Consider the following 14,717-nt stretch of genomic DNA (forward strand, 5'->3'; position numbering starts at 1 on the left):
GTCACCCGCCCGCGAAGGGCGGGAGCACGTCGATCGTCGCGTCGGCCGCGAGCGGGGTGACGTCCGAGACGCGGGCGCCGCCCACGAGCACGGCACAGCGGGGGAGGATCCCCGCAAGCGCCGGGTAGTCCGCCACGAGCGCTGCGCGCAGCGCGCCCAACGTCGTCTCGTCCCGGGACTCCTCGTCTCGTCCCGCCGCCTCTTCGGCGGCGGCGAAGTAGCGCACCCGCGCCATCAGGCGCCGTCCTTCGCCCAGTCGGCGGCGAGGGCCGCGATCGCCGCCACGGCCTCGCGCACCTGGGCGGGCGTGCCGCCCGCGCGACCGGCGACCAGTCCCGCGGCGAACGCGCTGAAGGGCGCCGCGGGGCGGGCGACATCGCCTGCGACATCGCGCGCAAGATCGAGGATCAGGGAGACGGGCAGATCGTCCTCCGTGAGGTCGAACCGCTCCCGCAGGGCCGCAGCCCAGGCGGCGAGGGCTTCGGGGGGAAGCGTGCGCGAGGTCTCGTCCGACATGATGCTCTCCGTCTCCGGCGCCGTCCGGGCCGCTCGGGCCAGGGATCGCGCCTGCTCAAGATCCTGCCATGTGTCGACGTCGCGCGAAGCCCCCGCGACGTCGTCCACGAGGGAGAGGGCGAGTCCGTCGGTCAGCGCGCGCACGGCCGAACCCCGCCCCGCCGCCGGAAGCGCGGCGGCGACACGGCGCAGGGATGCTGTGCGATACACCGCGGTCAGCCGCTGCGCCCTGTGCTCGGCATCGACGAGACAGACACCCTCGGTCGCCGCCTCGGCCGCGGCATCCGGCCAGCCGGCGCGGAGCGCCTGCACGGCGGCGGCGGCGCGGGGGAGGTCGGCCGCGAGCACCAGCACCCACTCGGCGTCGATCGCCGGGAGCGCCGCGACGATCCCGGCGACGGGACCGCCGAACGGGGGATCCTCACGCACCCACGTCACCCGCGGGTCATCGCCGAGCGGCGTCGAGGCGACGACGATGCGCCGGGCTCCGGCATCCACCGCCGCATCGATCGCCCGCGTGAGGAGCGAGCGCCCCTCGATCTCGAGGAGCGGTTTGATCGCGCCGCCCAGGCGCGAGGCTCGCCCGCCCGCCAGCACGATCGCGTCGAGGCGTCGCACGGGCTACTCGCCGGGGCGGGTCCACGAGCCGGAGCGGCCGCCCTGCTTGGCGGTGATGCGCACGTTCTCGATCGAGCTGGACTTGTCGATGCCCTTGACCATGTCGACGATCGCGAGGGCCGCGACGCTGACGGCGGTGAGCGCCTCCATCTCGACACCGGTGCGGTCGGCGGTACGCACCGTGGCCTCGATCTCGACCCCGGCGTCGGTGATCGCGAGGTCGACGACCGCGCCGTGCACGCCGATGATGTGCGCCAGCGGCAGCAGGTCGGCGCACTTCTTGGCGCCCTGGATGCCGGCGATCCGCGCGACGGCGAGCACATCGCCCTTGGGTGCGGTGCCGTCGCGGAGCGCCTCGATCACGTGCGGCGCGCACCGGACGAACCCGCGCGCCGTCGCGGCGCGAACGGTCGGCTGCTTCTCGGTGACATCGACCATGCGGGCGTGACCCGCGGAATCCAGGTGCGTGAAGCTCATGTCACCAGCATGACATCGACCGCATCCCCCGCCTCGACGGCGTCGATGCCGGCGCCGACGATCGCGTAGGCCTCGGCGCGGGCGAGGCCCCCCGCGAGGTGCGAGCCCGAGCCTCCCGCGGTCGCCGGGCGGACGCTCCACCGGGCGGGGTCCGTGCGGTCGATCGCGGCGGGCAGGTACTGCCGTCGCCCCGGCGGCGTGCGCCATCCGACCGCGGCGGGCAGCCGCAGGAGCGGGCGATGGATGCTGCTCGCGCCGAGCATGGTCCGCAGCGCCGGGCGCACGAAGGTCTCGAACGACACGGCGGCGCTGACCGGGTTGCCGGGTAGTCCGAAGAAGAGCGCGCCCCCCGCGAGCGTGCCGAACGCCTGCGGTTTGCCGGGCTGCATGGCGACCTTGACGAACGACACGACAGCGCCGTCCGCGGGCGCCGCGAGGGTGTTCTTGACGACCTCGTACGCCCCCGCGCTCACCCCGCCCGAGGTGATGACGACGTCGGCGCCCGCACGACCCGCGCGCTCGAGGACCCCGACGAACGCCGCTTCGGTGTCGTCGACGCTCGTGACGAGCACGATGTCGGCGCCGGCCTCGTGGCAGAGCCCGGCCAGCAGGGTCGAGTTGGACTCGGGGATCTGGCCGCGTCGCAGGGGTGCGCCGGGCGCGGCGAGCTCGGATCCCGTCGAGACGACGGCGACGCGCGGGCGGCGCGAGACGACGACGGCATCGACGCCGGCGGCCGCGGCCGCGGCCAGCTGCAGCGCACCGAGATCGCTCCCCGCGGGCACGATCTCATCACCCGCGCGCGCGTCCCCGCCGCGGCGGCGGATGTGGGCGCCGGGCGCCCTCGGAGCCCGCACGACCGCGGTGGTCTCTAGCGATTCCGACAGCCCCGCGGCGGTGTCCTCGAACGGCACGATCGTGTCGGCGTCGGCCGGCACGGGGGAGCCGGTCATGATGCGCGCGGCCTCACCGGGCCGCAGCGGCGGATCGGCCTCGGTGCCGGCCGGCAGGTCGGCGATGACCCGCAGCGTCACGGGCGCGTCGGATGCCGCGGTGGCGACATCCGCGAACCTCACGGCGAAGCCGTCCATGGCGGAGTTGTCGAACACGGGGATGTCCACGCGCGCCAGCACGGGTGCCGCGAGCACGCGGTGAGCGGCGTCCGCGAGGGACAGCGGCTCGGGTTCGGGGCCGAGCACGCTCGTCAAGGCGAGGATGTCGGCCAGGTGCTGCTCGACGCTGCGCAGGTCGTCGCTCACGACTCGCGCCTCGATCGGGCCCAGGCATCCATTCCTCCGGTGAGCACGACGGCGTCGACGCCGACGGCACGCAGGGCGTCGGCGGCGCGGCGGGCGCGGACGCCGACCTGGCAGATCACGACGGTGGGGGTGGAGGCGTGCGGCGGGGGTGCGGCGCCGGCCGGATCGGCGAGCAGATCCGCGAGGGGGATGTGCCGGATGCCGGTGATCGCACCGCGCTCGAGCTCGTGCGCCTCGCGCACGTCGACGAGGTCGGGGGTGGTGCCGCCCTCGATCAGGGCGGCGAGGGTCACGGCGTCGATGTGCGGGGAAGCGGTCGGGGCGGTGTCGGTCGCGTGCGTCGACGCGGGTGTCGACGCGGGTGCGGCCCGGGCGGTCGACGGCGCGAGGGGGACTTCGCGCTGCCGCGCCCGCAGCCCGTCGATGACGAGCACGCGGCCGAGAAGCGGTTCACCGATGCCGGTGATGAGCTTGATCGCCTCGGTCGCCATGAGCGAGCCGATCTGCAGGCACAGGGCGCCGAGCACCCCGACGTCGGCGCAGGTCGGCACGTCGCCGACGCTTCCGGACGGGTAGAGGTCGGCCAGGCGCACGGGCGTCGCGCCGGGCGGGGGCGACGCCCAGAACACCGTGACCTGTCCGTCGAACTCCTGGACGGTGCCCCAGACGAGGGGGATGCCGAGTGCCTCGGTGGCCGCCGCGACGGCCTCGCGCGTGTCGAATGTGTCGGACCCGTCGATCACGAGATCGGCGCCGTGCAGCAGGTCCGCGGCGTTCGCCTCGCTCAGGCGGGTGTTGCGGGTGACCACGCGCGTCTGCGGCGACAGGCCCGCGATGACCGCGCGGGCGCTGTCGACCTTGGGCTGCCCGAGGGCGGCGAGGGAGTGGATGACCTGGCGCTGCAGATTGGATGCCTCGACGATGTCGTCGTCGATGACCGTCAGGGTGCCGACCCCGGCGGCGGCGAGGGCGAGGATGACGGGCGAGCCGAGCCCGCCCGCGCCGACGACCGCGACGTGCGCGGCGGCGAGGCGCCGCTGACCGAGCTCGCCCAGCGGCGCAAGGCGGATGTGGCGCGCGGTTCGCGCGCGCTCGTTCTCGCTGAGCTCGTCGACGGGCTCGACGAGCGGGGGAAGGCGCATGGCTTCAGGCTAACCCGCTCCCGCTCTCATGTTGGGGCGTCAGGGCTGCGTTGGGGCGTGCTGCAGCGCGCCCCACGGTGATTTCAACGCCCCAACGCCGAAGGGGGGCCGCGTCCGGGTGCCGGGATGGCCGCGCGAGTCCCGTGTTGGGGCGTCAGGGCTGCGTTGGGGCGTGCTGCAGCGCGCCCCACGGTGATTTCAACGCCCCAACGCCGAAGGGGGCACGCCGAAGGAGGGCACGGCGTGGGCTCCGAGGCATCCGCAGGCAAGACGCAGATGCGGATGCTGGGGCCCGCTACGTCCGCGAACGCGGGTATCATCGACCCATGCCCGCGTACAAGATCGCCGAAGCGGCCCGGCTTCTCGGCGTGAGCGACGACACCGTGCGGCGCTGGATCGAGCAGGGCACGCTGTCGACGACGGGCGCCACCCCCGCCGAGGTGCCCGGGACAGCGCTCGCCGCCCGCGCGATCGAGACGGCCAACGCCGCGGCCGATCCGGCCGACCGCCTCTCGAGCGCCCGCAACCGATTCGTGGGCCTCGTCACCCGCCTCCAGCTCGACGGCGTCATGGCGCAGGTCGACATCCAGGCTGGCCCCCACCGCGTCGTCTCGCTCATGTCCGCCGAGGCGGTCGCCGAGCTCGGCCTCCAGGTCGGATCGCTCGCCGTCGCCGTCGTCAAGGCGACCACCGTCATCGTCGAGACCCCGAGGGCCTGAGGCGTGCGCGGGCGTCTGCGGGCAGCATCCCGCGCCTTTGCCGGAGCCGTCGCGGCCGGCGCGCTCGCGCTCGCGGGTTGCGCGGGCAGCGCGCCCGCCGATCGGCAGAGCACCCCGGCCGCGGGCGCGCTCTCGGGCGAGGTCAGGGTCTACGCCGCGGCGTCGCTGCAGGCCGCATTCGATGAGATCGCTCTCGCATTCGAGACAGCGAACCCCGGGGTCGATATCCTGCCGATCGTGTACGACGGATCCCGCACGCTCGCCACCCAGATCGCCGAGGGTGCGCCCGTCGACGTGTTCGCGTCCGCCGACGAGGCGAACATGGCGGCGGTCGCAGAACTCGTGCCGGCGCCCGAGCTCTTCGCGACCAACACGCTCGTCGTCGCCGTTCCCGAGGGCAACGCCGCCGGCATCACGACGCTCGAAGACCTGGCCGACCCCGCGGCCACCGTCGTGCTGTGCGCCGACGAGGTGCCGTGTGGCGCAGCATCCCAGCGTCTGTTCGAGGCCGCCGGCCTCACCGTGCGCGCCGCCAGCTACGAGCAGAACGTCACCGCCGTGCTGACCAAGATCGCCGCCGACGAAGCGGACGCGGGCCTGGTGTACGCGACGGATGTCGTCGGTCAGCCCGTCGAGAGTTTCACTCCGGCGGGGGCCGAGGGTGTCGTCAACCGCTACCCGATCGGGGTGCTCGAGACCGCGACCGATCGCGCGGCCGCCGAGGCTTTCGTCGCGTACGTGGTCTCGGGTCGCGGAGAGGACATGCTCGGCGCGCGCGGATTCGGGGCGCCGTGACGGCCGCCGAGCCGAGGGCGCCCGGTGGCACACTGCCGCCGATCCTCGTCGTGCCGGCCCTGCTCGGGCTCGCGCTGCTGGTCGTGCCCCTGGGCGCGCTCGTCGGGCGCATGGAATGGGCGAATCTGTGGGCCGACATCACCTCGCCAGAGGCCATCGATGCGCTCCTGCTCTCGCTGGGCACGGGGGGTATCGCCACCCTCGTGTGCACCGTGCTGGGCGTGCCGCTCGCGCTCGTGATCGCGAGGGCGCGCCCGGGCATCGCGGGCGTGCTGCGCGTGCTCGTGACGGTGCCACTCGTGCTGCCGCCGATGGTCGGAGGCGTTGCGCTGCTGTTCCTCTTCGGACGCAGCAGTCCCGTCGGCGAGGTGCTCGCCACCTGGGGCATCACCCTGCCGTTCACGACGGCGGCCGTCGTGCTGGCGCAGGTGTTCGTCGCGCTGCCCTTCCTCGTGCTCGCCGTCGAGGGGTCGCTTCGCACATCCGGCGTCGAGTACGAGAACACCGCGGCCACGCTCGGCGCCGGACGCTGGCGCATTCTCTGGCGGGTGACACTGCCGCTCGCGGCGCCCGGGCTGCTCGCGGGCGTGATCCTCTGCTTCGCCCGCGCGATCGGCGAGTTCGGCGCGACCGCGCTATTCGCCGGCAACGCGCCGGGCGTGACCCAGACGATGCCGCTCGCGATCTACACCGCCTTCAACGGCGCCGGTGTCGGTCAGGGCACGGCGGTCGCGCTGTCGCTGCTGCTGCTGGTCACCTCGCTCGTCGTGCTGCTGCTCGTCCGCGGTTGGCGGCAGGGGGCGCCGCGATGACGGGCTCGGGCCTGGTCGCCGACGTCGCCGTCGCCCGCCGCGGGTTCCGCCTCGAGGCCTCGGTGGCGTGCGAGCCCGGCGAGGTCGTGGCGATCATGGGACCGAGCGGTGCCGGAAAGTCAACGCTGCTCGCGGCGATCGCCGGCCTCGCGCGGCTGAGCGAGGGCCGGGTGCGCATCGGCGATCGCGACGTCGCCTCCGCGCGACCGCGTCGGCACCTGCGGGCGGCGCAGCGCGGGGCGGTCCTCCTCGGCCAGGAGCCGCGCCTGTTTCCGCATCTCACGGCGCGCGAGAACGTCGCCTTCGGCACCCGCGCGCGAGGCATCGGCCGCTCGGTGGCCCTCGGTGAAGCCGACGACTGGCTCTGGCGCGTCGGCCTCCCGGGCGCCGGCGACAAGCGACCCGCGCACCTGTCGGGGGGTCAGCAGCAGCGCGTCGCCATCGCCCGTGCCCTGGCGACGGCCCCTCAGGTGCTTCTGCTCGACGAGCCGCTGACCTCCCTCGACCCCGAGACGGCGGGCGATATCCGCGCGATGCTCAGCGAGCAGCTCACCGCGACCCGCGCAACGGCTCTCATCGTCACCCACGACGCGGTCGACGCGGCGGGTCTGGCCTCCCGTCTCGTGCTGATCGAGGAGGGCAGGGTCACGCAGTCGGGCGACGTGCGCGACGTGCTGCATGCCCCCGCGACGCGATTCGCGGCGAGCATCGCCGGCCTGAACCGGGTCGAAGGCGTCGCGCGCGGTGGCCTGTGGCGGGCGCCCGGCGTCAGCCCCGAGGTGCTGATCGAAAGCGCCGATGCCGCCTCCCGCGCCGCCGCGGAGGAGGACGGCGGTGCGGTCGCCGCTGTCTTCCGCCCCGGGGTCGTGCGCCTCGAGCGCGCGGGCGAGTCATCCTGGACGGGCGCCCTGCGGCTGGTCACCGACGACGAGAGCACCCCCGGAACGTGGCTGGCGCGGGTGACGCGCGTGGAGCAGACGCCGGTGGGTGCGCGCGTGCACACCGCCGACCCGGCGGTGGCGGTGGATGTCGGAGCCGACGTCGTCGCCGATCTGCGCCTGACCGCCGGGGTCCCGGTGCGCCTGACGCTGGCGCCGGCCGACGTGCGTCTGCAATCGATCGGGGCCGGAGCCGGAGCCGGAGCGATGCGCTCGCGGTCGGCGGCGCGCGCGGCTCTGGAGGCCGGCGCCGTCACGCCTGGTGCGTCTGCGTGACCCGGATCCGTCCCGTCCGGCCGGACGATCATGAGGCGCTGGCCGAGATCTGCGTGCGCACGGGCGCCGCCGGCGCCGACGCGACGGGCGCGCATTCGTCGGATGGGCTGCTGCCCGACCTGTTCGTGCTGCCGTATGCGGCGCGGCATCCGGACTTCTGCTTCGTCCTGGGGGACGACGCAGGCGACGACGCGGGCGTCCGGGGGCCACGCGGCTATGTCGTCGGCACGCCCGACACCGCCGCGTTCGAGACCTGGTTCGCCGAACAATGGTGGCCGGCGCGCCGGGGACGATACGCCACCCCGGCAGGGGTGCGCGATGCGCGGGACGCCGAGATGATCGCGTACGCCGACGCGCGCGGCACCGTACCCGCGCCCTACGCCGCGACGTACCCCGCGCACCTGCACGTCGACCTGCTGCCCGATGCCCAGGGCCGGGGTGCCGGCCGCGCCCTTGTCGAACGGTTCTGCGATGCGCTGGCGCTCGGCGGCGTCGGCGGCGTGCATCTCGTCGCGGATGCGCAGAACGCCGGTGCGCTCGCCTTCTACGACCGCCTGGGATTCACACGGCTACCCTCGGGATCCGGCGAGCAGGCCTTCGGTCGCGCGCTGCCCTGAACGGGGTCAGTCGAGCACACGACCATCCGCCAGCCGCACGACACGATCGACCGCGCCGCCCGGAACCCCCACGTGCGAGATCAGCACGACCGCCTGCTCGGGTCCGACCGCGCCCAGCAGGTCGGCGAGCAGGCGATCCGAGGCCTCGACGTCGACGCCGGCGGTGGGCTCGTCGAGGACGAGCACGGGAAAGCCGCGCAGCAGCGCCCTTGCGAGGGCGATGCGCTGCGCCTGCCCGCCCGAGACGAGAGCGCCGCGCTCGCCGACGCGGGCATCGAGTCCGCCGCGTTCGGCGAGCCAGGGCCCGAGACCCACGCGCTCGAGCACGGCGACGAGGTCGGCGTCGCTCGCGGTGTCGCGCGCGAAGAGCAGGTTCTGCCGGATGTCTTCGTCGAAGAGCATCGGATGCTGCTCGCACAGTCCGACGGTCAGGCGCACATCGTCGGCGGCGAGCTGCCGCACCGGCACCCCGCCGATCTCGTAAGAGCCCGTGTGCTCGAGGAAGCGCACGAGGACGTGCGCGAGGGTCGACTTTCCTGCACCGCTGGACCCGACGACGAGCACGCGCTCGCCGGGGCGCACGTGCAGATCGACATCGCGCAGCGCGGCCCTCGCGGCCGCCGGCCAGCGGGCGGAGACCCCACGCAGTCGCAACCCCGCGGCGGGCCCGGCACCGAGCGCGGGTGCGACACCCGTGGGGGCGGGCCCCGCGGCCACGATCTCGGGCGGTGCGGCCTCGGGCAGCGACACGGCGATGCGCTGCGCGCTCGCCCGCACCTGCCGCCAGGCCGACGCCGCGAGCGGCACCGAGGCGAACACGTCGAACACCGCGAGCGGCACGAGCACGACCACCGCGAGCGAGGGCCCCGGCAGCGCGCCCGGTGCCCCCGCGGTGACCACGGCGAGGATCGACGCCGCGCCCGCCAGCAGCGACACGACCGCCGCGGTGCCCGCCTGCGCGCCCGCGCGCCGCACGATCGCACGACGCAGCAGCGCGTCGGTCTCGCGGATACGCTTGCGGCTCTCGGCCTCGGCTCCGTATGCCGCAAGCACGTCGAGGCTGCCCAGGTGATCGAGCACCTGGTCGGCGAGGCGTGCCCGCAGTGGGGCCAGGGCACGCTCGGCACGCGCACCCACCGCCCAGCCCCACAGGGTCGCAGCCACGCCGGCGGCGACGAGGCACGCGAGCAGCGTGAGCGCCGCCGTCCACGACACCGTCGCGACGAAGACCACGGCGCCGAGAGCGACGAGCGCCGACGCCGTCAGCGGCTGCACGACGCGCAGCGGAAGATTCTGCAGCTCGTCGACATCGTCGACGAGGGCCCCGAGAAATGAGCCCCGGCGTGCGCGGCCGAGGCCGTCGGGCGCGAGCGGGATGAGCCGCCGGAGGAGGTCGGAGCGGGTCGTCGCGAGCTGGCGCAGCGCCGCGTCGTGCCCGGCCAGGCGGTCGGTGTAGCGGAACACCGCGCGCGTCAGTGCAAACAGCCGCACCCCCACGACCGCGACCGAGATCGCGAGCAGGATCGGCTGCTCGCTCGCGCGCACGATCAGCCACGCGCTGACCGCGAGCAGTGCGACGGCGGATGCCTCGGAGAGGAATCCGGATGCCGCACCCGGCCAGAAGCGCCGCAGCGGCGGCATCGCGCCGCGCAGCACGTCGCGGGTGCGCGGCGTGAGGCGGCCACGGGTCGACACGGTGGAGCGGGCACTCACGCGATCACCTCCGCGCCGCGCAGCGACACGATCCGGTCGGCGATGCCACGCGCCGACGCGCGGTGCGACACGAGCAGCACAAGGGCGCCGGCATCGGCGATCTCGCGCACGCGCACCCACAGGGCGCGCTCCGTCTCGGCATCCAGGGCCGAGCTCGGCTCATCCAGCGCGATCACGGGCGCGGCTCCCGAGAGATGGCGGTACAGGGCGCGGGCCACCGCGACGCGCTGGGCCTGACCACCCGAGAGTCCGCCACCCTGCACGCCGAGCTCCAGAGCGGGGTCGATACCCTCCGCGGCGGCGAGATCGAGAGCACGATGGACGCGCCCCGCATCGGGATTCGGCGAACCGAGCGCGATGTTGGCGGCGACGGTGCCCGCGATCAGCCCGGGCTGCTGACCCGCCCACGCCAGCCAGCTCGCGGGGCAGAGGGAGGAGACCGGGCTGCCCGCCCACGATGCGTCGCCCTCGAACGCCGCGGCGCCGCGCAGAGCGGCGAAGATGCTCGACTTGCCCGAACCACTCGGTCCTTCGATCAGCACGACCTCGCCCGCCCGCGCCACAAGATCCACGGCCGGCAGCATCCGATCCCCGCGGAGCACCCGCAGGCCGCGCAGCTCCAGTCGTGCCGGGCCCCCGGCATCGCGCGTCGTCTGTGCGGCCCGCGGCGCGGCGCTCAGCGCCTGCGCGGCGTCGAGCACGGCGAACACATCCGCCGTCGCGGCGACACCCTCGGCGGCCGCGTGGAACTGCACACCCACTTGGCGCAGCGGCAGATACGCCTCGGGCGCCAGCAGCAGCACGAACAGCCCGACGCCGAGCACCATCGCGCCATCGAGCAGACGGAACCCGATCGAGACCGCCACGATCGCCACGGCGATGCTCGCGAGGAACTCGAGTGCGAACCCCGACAGGAACGACACGCGCAGCACCTTCATCGTCTCGACGCGGTACCGCCCCGTCACCTCGTCGATCGAGGCCGCCGCGCGGTGCTGGCGCCCGAAGACGGTGAGCGTCGACAGACCCTGCACCGTATCGGCGAAGCGCGCCGCGAGGCGCTGCAGGGTCTGCCACTGCCGCTTCTGCACGGCACGGGTGGCGAGGCCGATGAGGATCATGAAGATCGGGATCAGCGGCAGCGTCAGCAGCACGGTGAGGCCGCTGATCCAGTCCGCCCACCACATCACGATCAGGATGCCGGGGGTCGCGATCGCGGTCTGCACGAGCTGCGGCAGGTACCGGCCGAAGTACGCGTCGAGCGCTTCGAGCCCCCGACCGGCCGTCACCGCGAGGGCGGCGGAGTTCTGTCGCTCGAGCCAGCCCGGCCCGAGGCGCCCGACGGCGCTCATCAGCCCGTCGCGCAGCTGTGCCTGCACACGGGCGGCGGCGCGCGCCGCGGCCTGATCGCGCACCCAGATCATCAGCGCGCGCACGAGCACCACGCCGCCGAGCGCCAGAAGGGTCCCCGAGAGCTCGGGCCACGGCATCCCATCGATCGCGCCGGTGATCGCGCGCGTGAGCAGCCACGCGAAGGCGATGATCACGACCGTCTGCGCGAGCGAGATCACGGCCAGCGCGACGAAGAAGCCGCGGGAGGCGCGCGCGTACCGCAGCAGCCGGGGGTCGACGGGGGGCGTGCGCGGCGTGCGCGCGCCGGGGGCATCGGATTGGTCGGTCACAGCATGTCGAGGCTATCGCCGGCCCGCATCAGTGGGCCTCCGCGGCGGCCTTCTCGATGCGCGAGCGCGAGACACGGCGGCGGAACACCCAGTACGTCCACCCCTGGTAGGCCAGCACGAGGGGCAGGAAGATCAGGGCCGCCCACGACATGATCGTCAGCGTGTAGTCGGTGCTGGACGCGTTCTCGATGGTCAGGCTGAAGGCCGGGTCGGTGGAGGAGGGCATGACGGAGGGGTAGAGCGCGAACCACAGCGTCCCCACCGCCGCTACGACGGTCGCGGCGCCGAAGCCGAAGGCCCAGCCCTCGCGGTCGCGCAGGTTCGCGCCGACCGAGAGGATGAGGAAGACGGCCGCGGCGATCGCGAGCAGCATGACGGGCAGCGCGGGGTGGGCGAGCACCGTCCAGAGCAGGAACAGCGCCGCGACGACGATCGTCACGAACCCGGCGCGGGCGGCGAGCTTGCGGGCGTCGTCGTGCACCGCTCCGTCGGTCTTGAGCGCCACGAAGCTCACGCCGTACGTGAAGAACAGCAGGAGCGTGGTGAGGCCGCCCAGCAGCGCGTAGGGGTTCAGCAGCGTCAGCAGCGTGCCGGTGAATTCGAAGTCCTGATCGATCGGCACCCCCTGCACGATGTTCGCGAAGGCGACTCCCCACAGCAGCGCCGGTACGGCGGACCCGACGACGATCATCGTGTCGAAGCCCTTCTTCCAGCGCAGGCTGTCGCGCTGATGCCGGTACTCGAACGACACCCCGCGGGCGATGAGCGCCAGCAGGATGAGCAGCAGCGGCAGGTAGAAGCCGCTGAAGAGCGTCGCGTACCACTCCGGGAACGCGGCGAACAGCGAGGCCCCCGCCACGATCAGCCACGTCTCGTTGAGGTCCCACACGGGACCGATCGTGTTGATGATCTGCCGGCGGCCGATGTCGTCCTTGCCGAGGAAGGGCAGCGACATCCCGACGCCGAAATCGAACCCGTCGAGCACGAAGTACCCGATGAAGAGGAATCCGATGATCCAGAACCAGAGATAGGCGAGATCCATGATCGGCTCCTAGTAGACCGTCGAGGTGAGGCGGTGGGCGTCGTCGGAATCGTCTTTCGGCGCGTTCGGATCGGGCAGCGGATCCGGGCCCTTCTGCGCGGCCTTGAGGATGAGTCCGAACTCGACCACCGCGAGCGCGGCGTAGATGAGCGTGAACGCGACGAGCGAGATCAGCACGGTCCACCCCGGCACGTTGGGGGAGACGCCGTCCTCGGTGAGCATGAGGCTGAACACGATCCAGGGCTGGCGACCCATCTCGGTGAAGACCCAGCCGACGAGGCTGCCGAGCAGGGGGAGCGGGGCCGACCAGATCGCGATCTTCCACATCCAGCCCGCGACCGGCTTGGTCGCCTTCTTGCGAGTGACCCAGAGGCCCGCGACCGCGACGAGGGCGGCGGCACCGCCGAGGCCGATCATCCAGCGGAACGACCAGTACGTGACCCAGATGATGGGCATGTAGCTGACGCCCTCGCCGAACTGCTGCTCGTACAGCGCCTGCAGGTCGTTGAGGCCCTCGACACAGCCGTCGAACGTATGCGTGGAGAGGAAGCTGAGCAGGTAGGGCACGCGCAGCGACCAGATCTCCTCCGACCCGTCGGGGGTGCCGAGGGAGAAGATCGAGAACGACGCGTCCGCACCGCAGGCGGTGTTCCACATCGCCTCGGCGGCGGCCATCTTCATCGGCTGCGTCGCCACCATGACGAGGCTCAGTTGGTCTCCCGAGAGGGCGACGCCGGCGAACGAGACGATCATGAACCACAGGCCGAACCGCAGCGAGGAGCGCATCGTCTCGAGATGCTGGCCGCGGGAGAGATGCCACGCCGAGACGGCGATGACGACGGCGGCCGCGAACATCCACGCGGCGAAGATCGTGTGCGGGAACGCGGCGAGCACGACGGGGTTGGTCAGCACCGCTCCGAAGTCGATCAGCTCCGCGCGGCCCCCGTCGGCGGCCATCTGATAGCCGACGGGGTTCTGCATGAAGGCGTTGGCGGCGAGGATGAAGTAGGCCGACAGGGTGGAGCCGAGCACGACCATCCACATCGACAGCAGGTGCAGGATGCGGGGCAGTCGGTCCCATCCGAAGATCCAGAGACCGATGAAGGTGGCCTCGAAGAAGAATGCCATGAGGCCCTCGAACGCCAACGGCGCCCCGAAGACGTCGCCGACGAAGCGCGAGTAGGCCGACCAGTTCATGCCGAACTGGAACTCCTGCACGATCCCGGTGACGACGCCCATCGCGAAGTTGATCAGGAAGATCTTGCCGAACAGCCGCGTCAGGTGCAGCCACTTCACATCGCCCGTGCGGTGCCAGACGGTCTGGAAGATCGCGACGACGAGCGCGAGTCCCAGGGTGAGCGGGACGAAGAGGTAGTGGTACAGGGTCGTCAGACCGAACTGCCAGCGGGCGAGAAGCAGCGGGTCGAGCAGATCCACGGGCGGACTCCGATTTCGCTCAGGGGGCGGTTCGCGACTCACCGTAGCATGTGGTCAGACCACACGGGAGGGCGGTATCTCGACAACGAGATTCCCGCATTCCCGGCGTTCGGCGAGCCTGATCCGGCCGTGAATAAGCCCGCGCGGGGATAGGCTCGGACGCATGTCCGGCACACGCGCGCTCGAGAGCGGGGCGACGCCGTGAGCGCCGTGCCGGTCACGATCGGCGTACGGATGCCGGGGCCCGCGGCTGTGGACGCTCAGGCCCCCGGCTCACCCCTCATCGACACGCACGGCCGGGTCCACCGCGACCTGCGCATCTCGCTGACCGATCGATGCTCCCTGCGCTGCACCTACTGCATGCCCGAACAGGGCAACGAGTGGCTCGCACGCACGAGCATCCTGGGTCTCGACGAGATCGAGCGCGTCGCGAGAGTGGCCGCAGCATCCGGGATCACCACCTTCCGGCTCACGGGTGGCGAGCCGCTCCTGCGCACCGACATCGTCGAGGTGGTGCGTCGCCTGGCCGCCGTCTCGGGCCCGGACGGACCCGTGCAGATCGCGATGACGACCAACGGCATCCGTCTGCCCGAGGTGCTGCCGCAGCTGATCGACGCGGGCCTGTCGCGGCTGAACATCAGCGTCGACACGCTTCGACGCGATCGCTTCCGCGACCT

Annotated in this window: 15 protein-coding genes; 6 read left to right on the top strand and 9 right to left on the bottom strand. The window is 73.0% G+C overall.

Annotated features, from left to right (window positions below):
* Nucleotide 1: 1 nt before the first annotated feature.
* The 5 genes from DI573_RS04695 to DI573_RS04715 are packed head-to-tail and all read right to left on the bottom strand — an operon-like array spanning nt 2 to nt 4,012.
* Nucleotides 2-235, bottom strand: coding sequence for a MoaD/ThiS family protein (locus DI573_RS04695; protein ID WP_292811174.1), 234 nt, complete (start codon nt 233-235; stop codon nt 2-4).
* Complete coding sequence (locus DI573_RS04700) at nt 235-1,134, bottom strand: NTP transferase domain-containing protein (RefSeq protein ID WP_292811176.1); 900 nt, start codon at nt 1,132-1,134, stop codon at nt 235-237. Before DI573_RS04700 ends, DI573_RS04695 begins: the two co-directional genes overlap by 1 nt.
* A gap of 3 nt (nt 1,135-1,137) precedes the next feature.
* Nucleotides 1,138-1,611 (bottom strand): cyclic pyranopterin monophosphate synthase MoaC, encoded by a 474-nt coding sequence (moaC, locus tag DI573_RS04705; protein ID WP_292811178.1) that lies wholly within the window; start codon nt 1,609-1,611, stop codon nt 1,138-1,140.
* Nucleotides 1,608-2,870, bottom strand: a complete 1,263-nt coding sequence (gene glp, locus DI573_RS04710) for a gephyrin-like molybdotransferase Glp (RefSeq protein WP_292811180.1) — start codon at nt 2,868-2,870, stop codon at nt 1,608-1,610. The genes moaC and glp overlap by 4 nt, the downstream gene beginning before the upstream one ends.
* Nucleotides 2,867-4,012, bottom strand: a complete 1,146-nt coding sequence (locus tag DI573_RS04715; RefSeq protein WP_292811182.1) for a ThiF family adenylyltransferase — start codon at nt 4,010-4,012, stop codon at nt 2,867-2,869. Before DI573_RS04715 ends, glp begins: the two co-directional genes overlap by 4 nt.
* 326 nt (nt 4,013-4,338) lie before the next feature.
* On the opposite strand from DI573_RS04715, the gene DI573_RS04720 reads away from it, so the two are divergent.
* The 5 genes from DI573_RS04720 to DI573_RS04740 are packed head-to-tail and all read left to right on the top strand — an operon-like array spanning nt 4,339 to nt 8,169.
* Complete coding sequence (locus DI573_RS04720; protein ID WP_292811184.1) at nt 4,339-4,731, top strand: TOBE domain-containing protein; 393 nt, start codon at nt 4,339-4,341, stop codon at nt 4,729-4,731.
* Between the two features lie 3 nt (nt 4,732-4,734).
* On the top strand, nt 4,735-5,526 hold the full coding sequence (gene modA / locus DI573_RS04725; RefSeq protein ID WP_292811185.1) for a molybdate ABC transporter substrate-binding protein: 792 nt from the start codon (nt 4,735-4,737) through the stop codon (nt 5,524-5,526).
* On the top strand, nt 5,523-6,338 hold the full coding sequence (locus DI573_RS04730) for an ABC transporter permease (protein ID WP_292811188.1): 816 nt from the start codon (nt 5,523-5,525) through the stop codon (nt 6,336-6,338). The genes modA and DI573_RS04730 overlap by 4 nt, the downstream gene beginning before the upstream one ends.
* Nucleotides 6,335-7,552 carry an ABC transporter ATP-binding protein gene (locus tag DI573_RS04735; RefSeq protein WP_292811190.1) on the top strand — a complete coding sequence of 406 codons (1,218 nt, stop codon included), beginning with the start codon at nt 6,335-6,337 and terminating at the stop codon, nt 7,550-7,552. Before DI573_RS04730 ends, DI573_RS04735 begins: the two co-directional genes overlap by 4 nt.
* Complete coding sequence (locus tag DI573_RS04740; protein ID WP_292811192.1) at nt 7,549-8,169, top strand: GNAT family N-acetyltransferase; 621 nt, start codon at nt 7,549-7,551, stop codon at nt 8,167-8,169. Before DI573_RS04735 ends, DI573_RS04740 begins: the two co-directional genes overlap by 4 nt.
* Nucleotides 8,170-8,175: 6 nt before the next feature.
* Here DI573_RS04740 and cydC read toward each other — a convergent pair whose 3' ends face one another.
* From cydC to DI573_RS04760, 4 genes are all read right to left on the bottom strand, one after another.
* Nucleotides 8,176-9,810 carry a thiol reductant ABC exporter subunit CydC gene (gene cydC / locus DI573_RS04745; RefSeq protein ID WP_292811199.1) on the bottom strand — a complete coding sequence of 545 codons (1,635 nt, stop codon included), beginning with the start codon at nt 9,808-9,810 and terminating at the stop codon, nt 8,176-8,178.
* 68 nt (nt 9,811-9,878) lie between these two features.
* Nucleotides 9,879-11,561: a thiol reductant ABC exporter subunit CydD gene (gene cydD / locus DI573_RS04750; RefSeq protein ID WP_292811194.1), complete on the bottom strand. Its 1,683-nt coding sequence runs from the start codon at nt 11,559-11,561 to the stop codon at nt 9,879-9,881.
* A 28-nt stretch (nt 11,562-11,589) separates the two neighbouring features.
* Nucleotides 11,590-12,603, bottom strand: coding sequence for a cytochrome d ubiquinol oxidase subunit II (gene cydB, locus DI573_RS04755; RefSeq protein WP_292811196.1), 1,014 nt, complete (start codon nt 12,601-12,603; stop codon nt 11,590-11,592).
* Nucleotides 12,604-12,612: 9 nt separating this feature from the next.
* Nucleotides 12,613-14,040, bottom strand: coding sequence for a cytochrome ubiquinol oxidase subunit I (locus tag DI573_RS04760; protein WP_292811197.1), 1,428 nt, complete (start codon nt 14,038-14,040; stop codon nt 12,613-12,615).
* Nucleotides 14,041-14,274: 234 nt separating this feature from the next.
* Between DI573_RS04760 and DI573_RS04765 the strand changes: the two genes are divergently transcribed.
* The coding region (locus DI573_RS04765) for a radical SAM protein (RefSeq protein WP_292811202.1) at nt 14,275-14,717 on the top strand (443 nt) is incomplete at its 3' end.

This window comes from Microbacterium sp. (assembly GCF_003248605.1).
GTDB lineage: Bacteria > Actinomycetota > Actinomycetes > Actinomycetales > Microbacteriaceae > Microbacterium.

Coding starts and splice junctions, on each gene's coding strand:
- DI573_RS04695 (WP_292811174.1), bottom strand. CDS start 235: ATGGCGCGGGTGCGCTACTTCGCCGCCGCCGAAGAGGCGGCGGGACGA.
- moaC (WP_292811178.1), bottom strand. CDS start 1,611: ATGAGCTTCACGCACCTGGATTCCGCGGGTCACGCCCGCATGGTCGAT.
- DI573_RS04715 (WP_292811182.1), bottom strand. CDS start 4,012: ATGCGCCTTCCCCCGCTCGTCGAGCCCGTCGACGAGCTCAGCGAGAAC.
- DI573_RS04720 (WP_292811184.1), top strand. CDS start 4,339: ATGCCCGCGTACAAGATCGCCGAAGCGGCCCGGCTTCTCGGCGTGAGC.
- DI573_RS04735 (WP_292811190.1), top strand. CDS start 6,335: ATGACGGGCTCGGGCCTGGTCGCCGACGTCGCCGTCGCCCGCCGCGGG.
- cydC (WP_292811199.1), bottom strand. CDS start 9,810: ATGCCGCCGCTGCGGCGCTTCTGGCCGGGTGCGGCATCCGGATTCCTC.
- cydB (WP_292811196.1), bottom strand. CDS start 12,603: ATGGATCTCGCCTATCTCTGGTTCTGGATCATCGGATTCCTCTTCATC.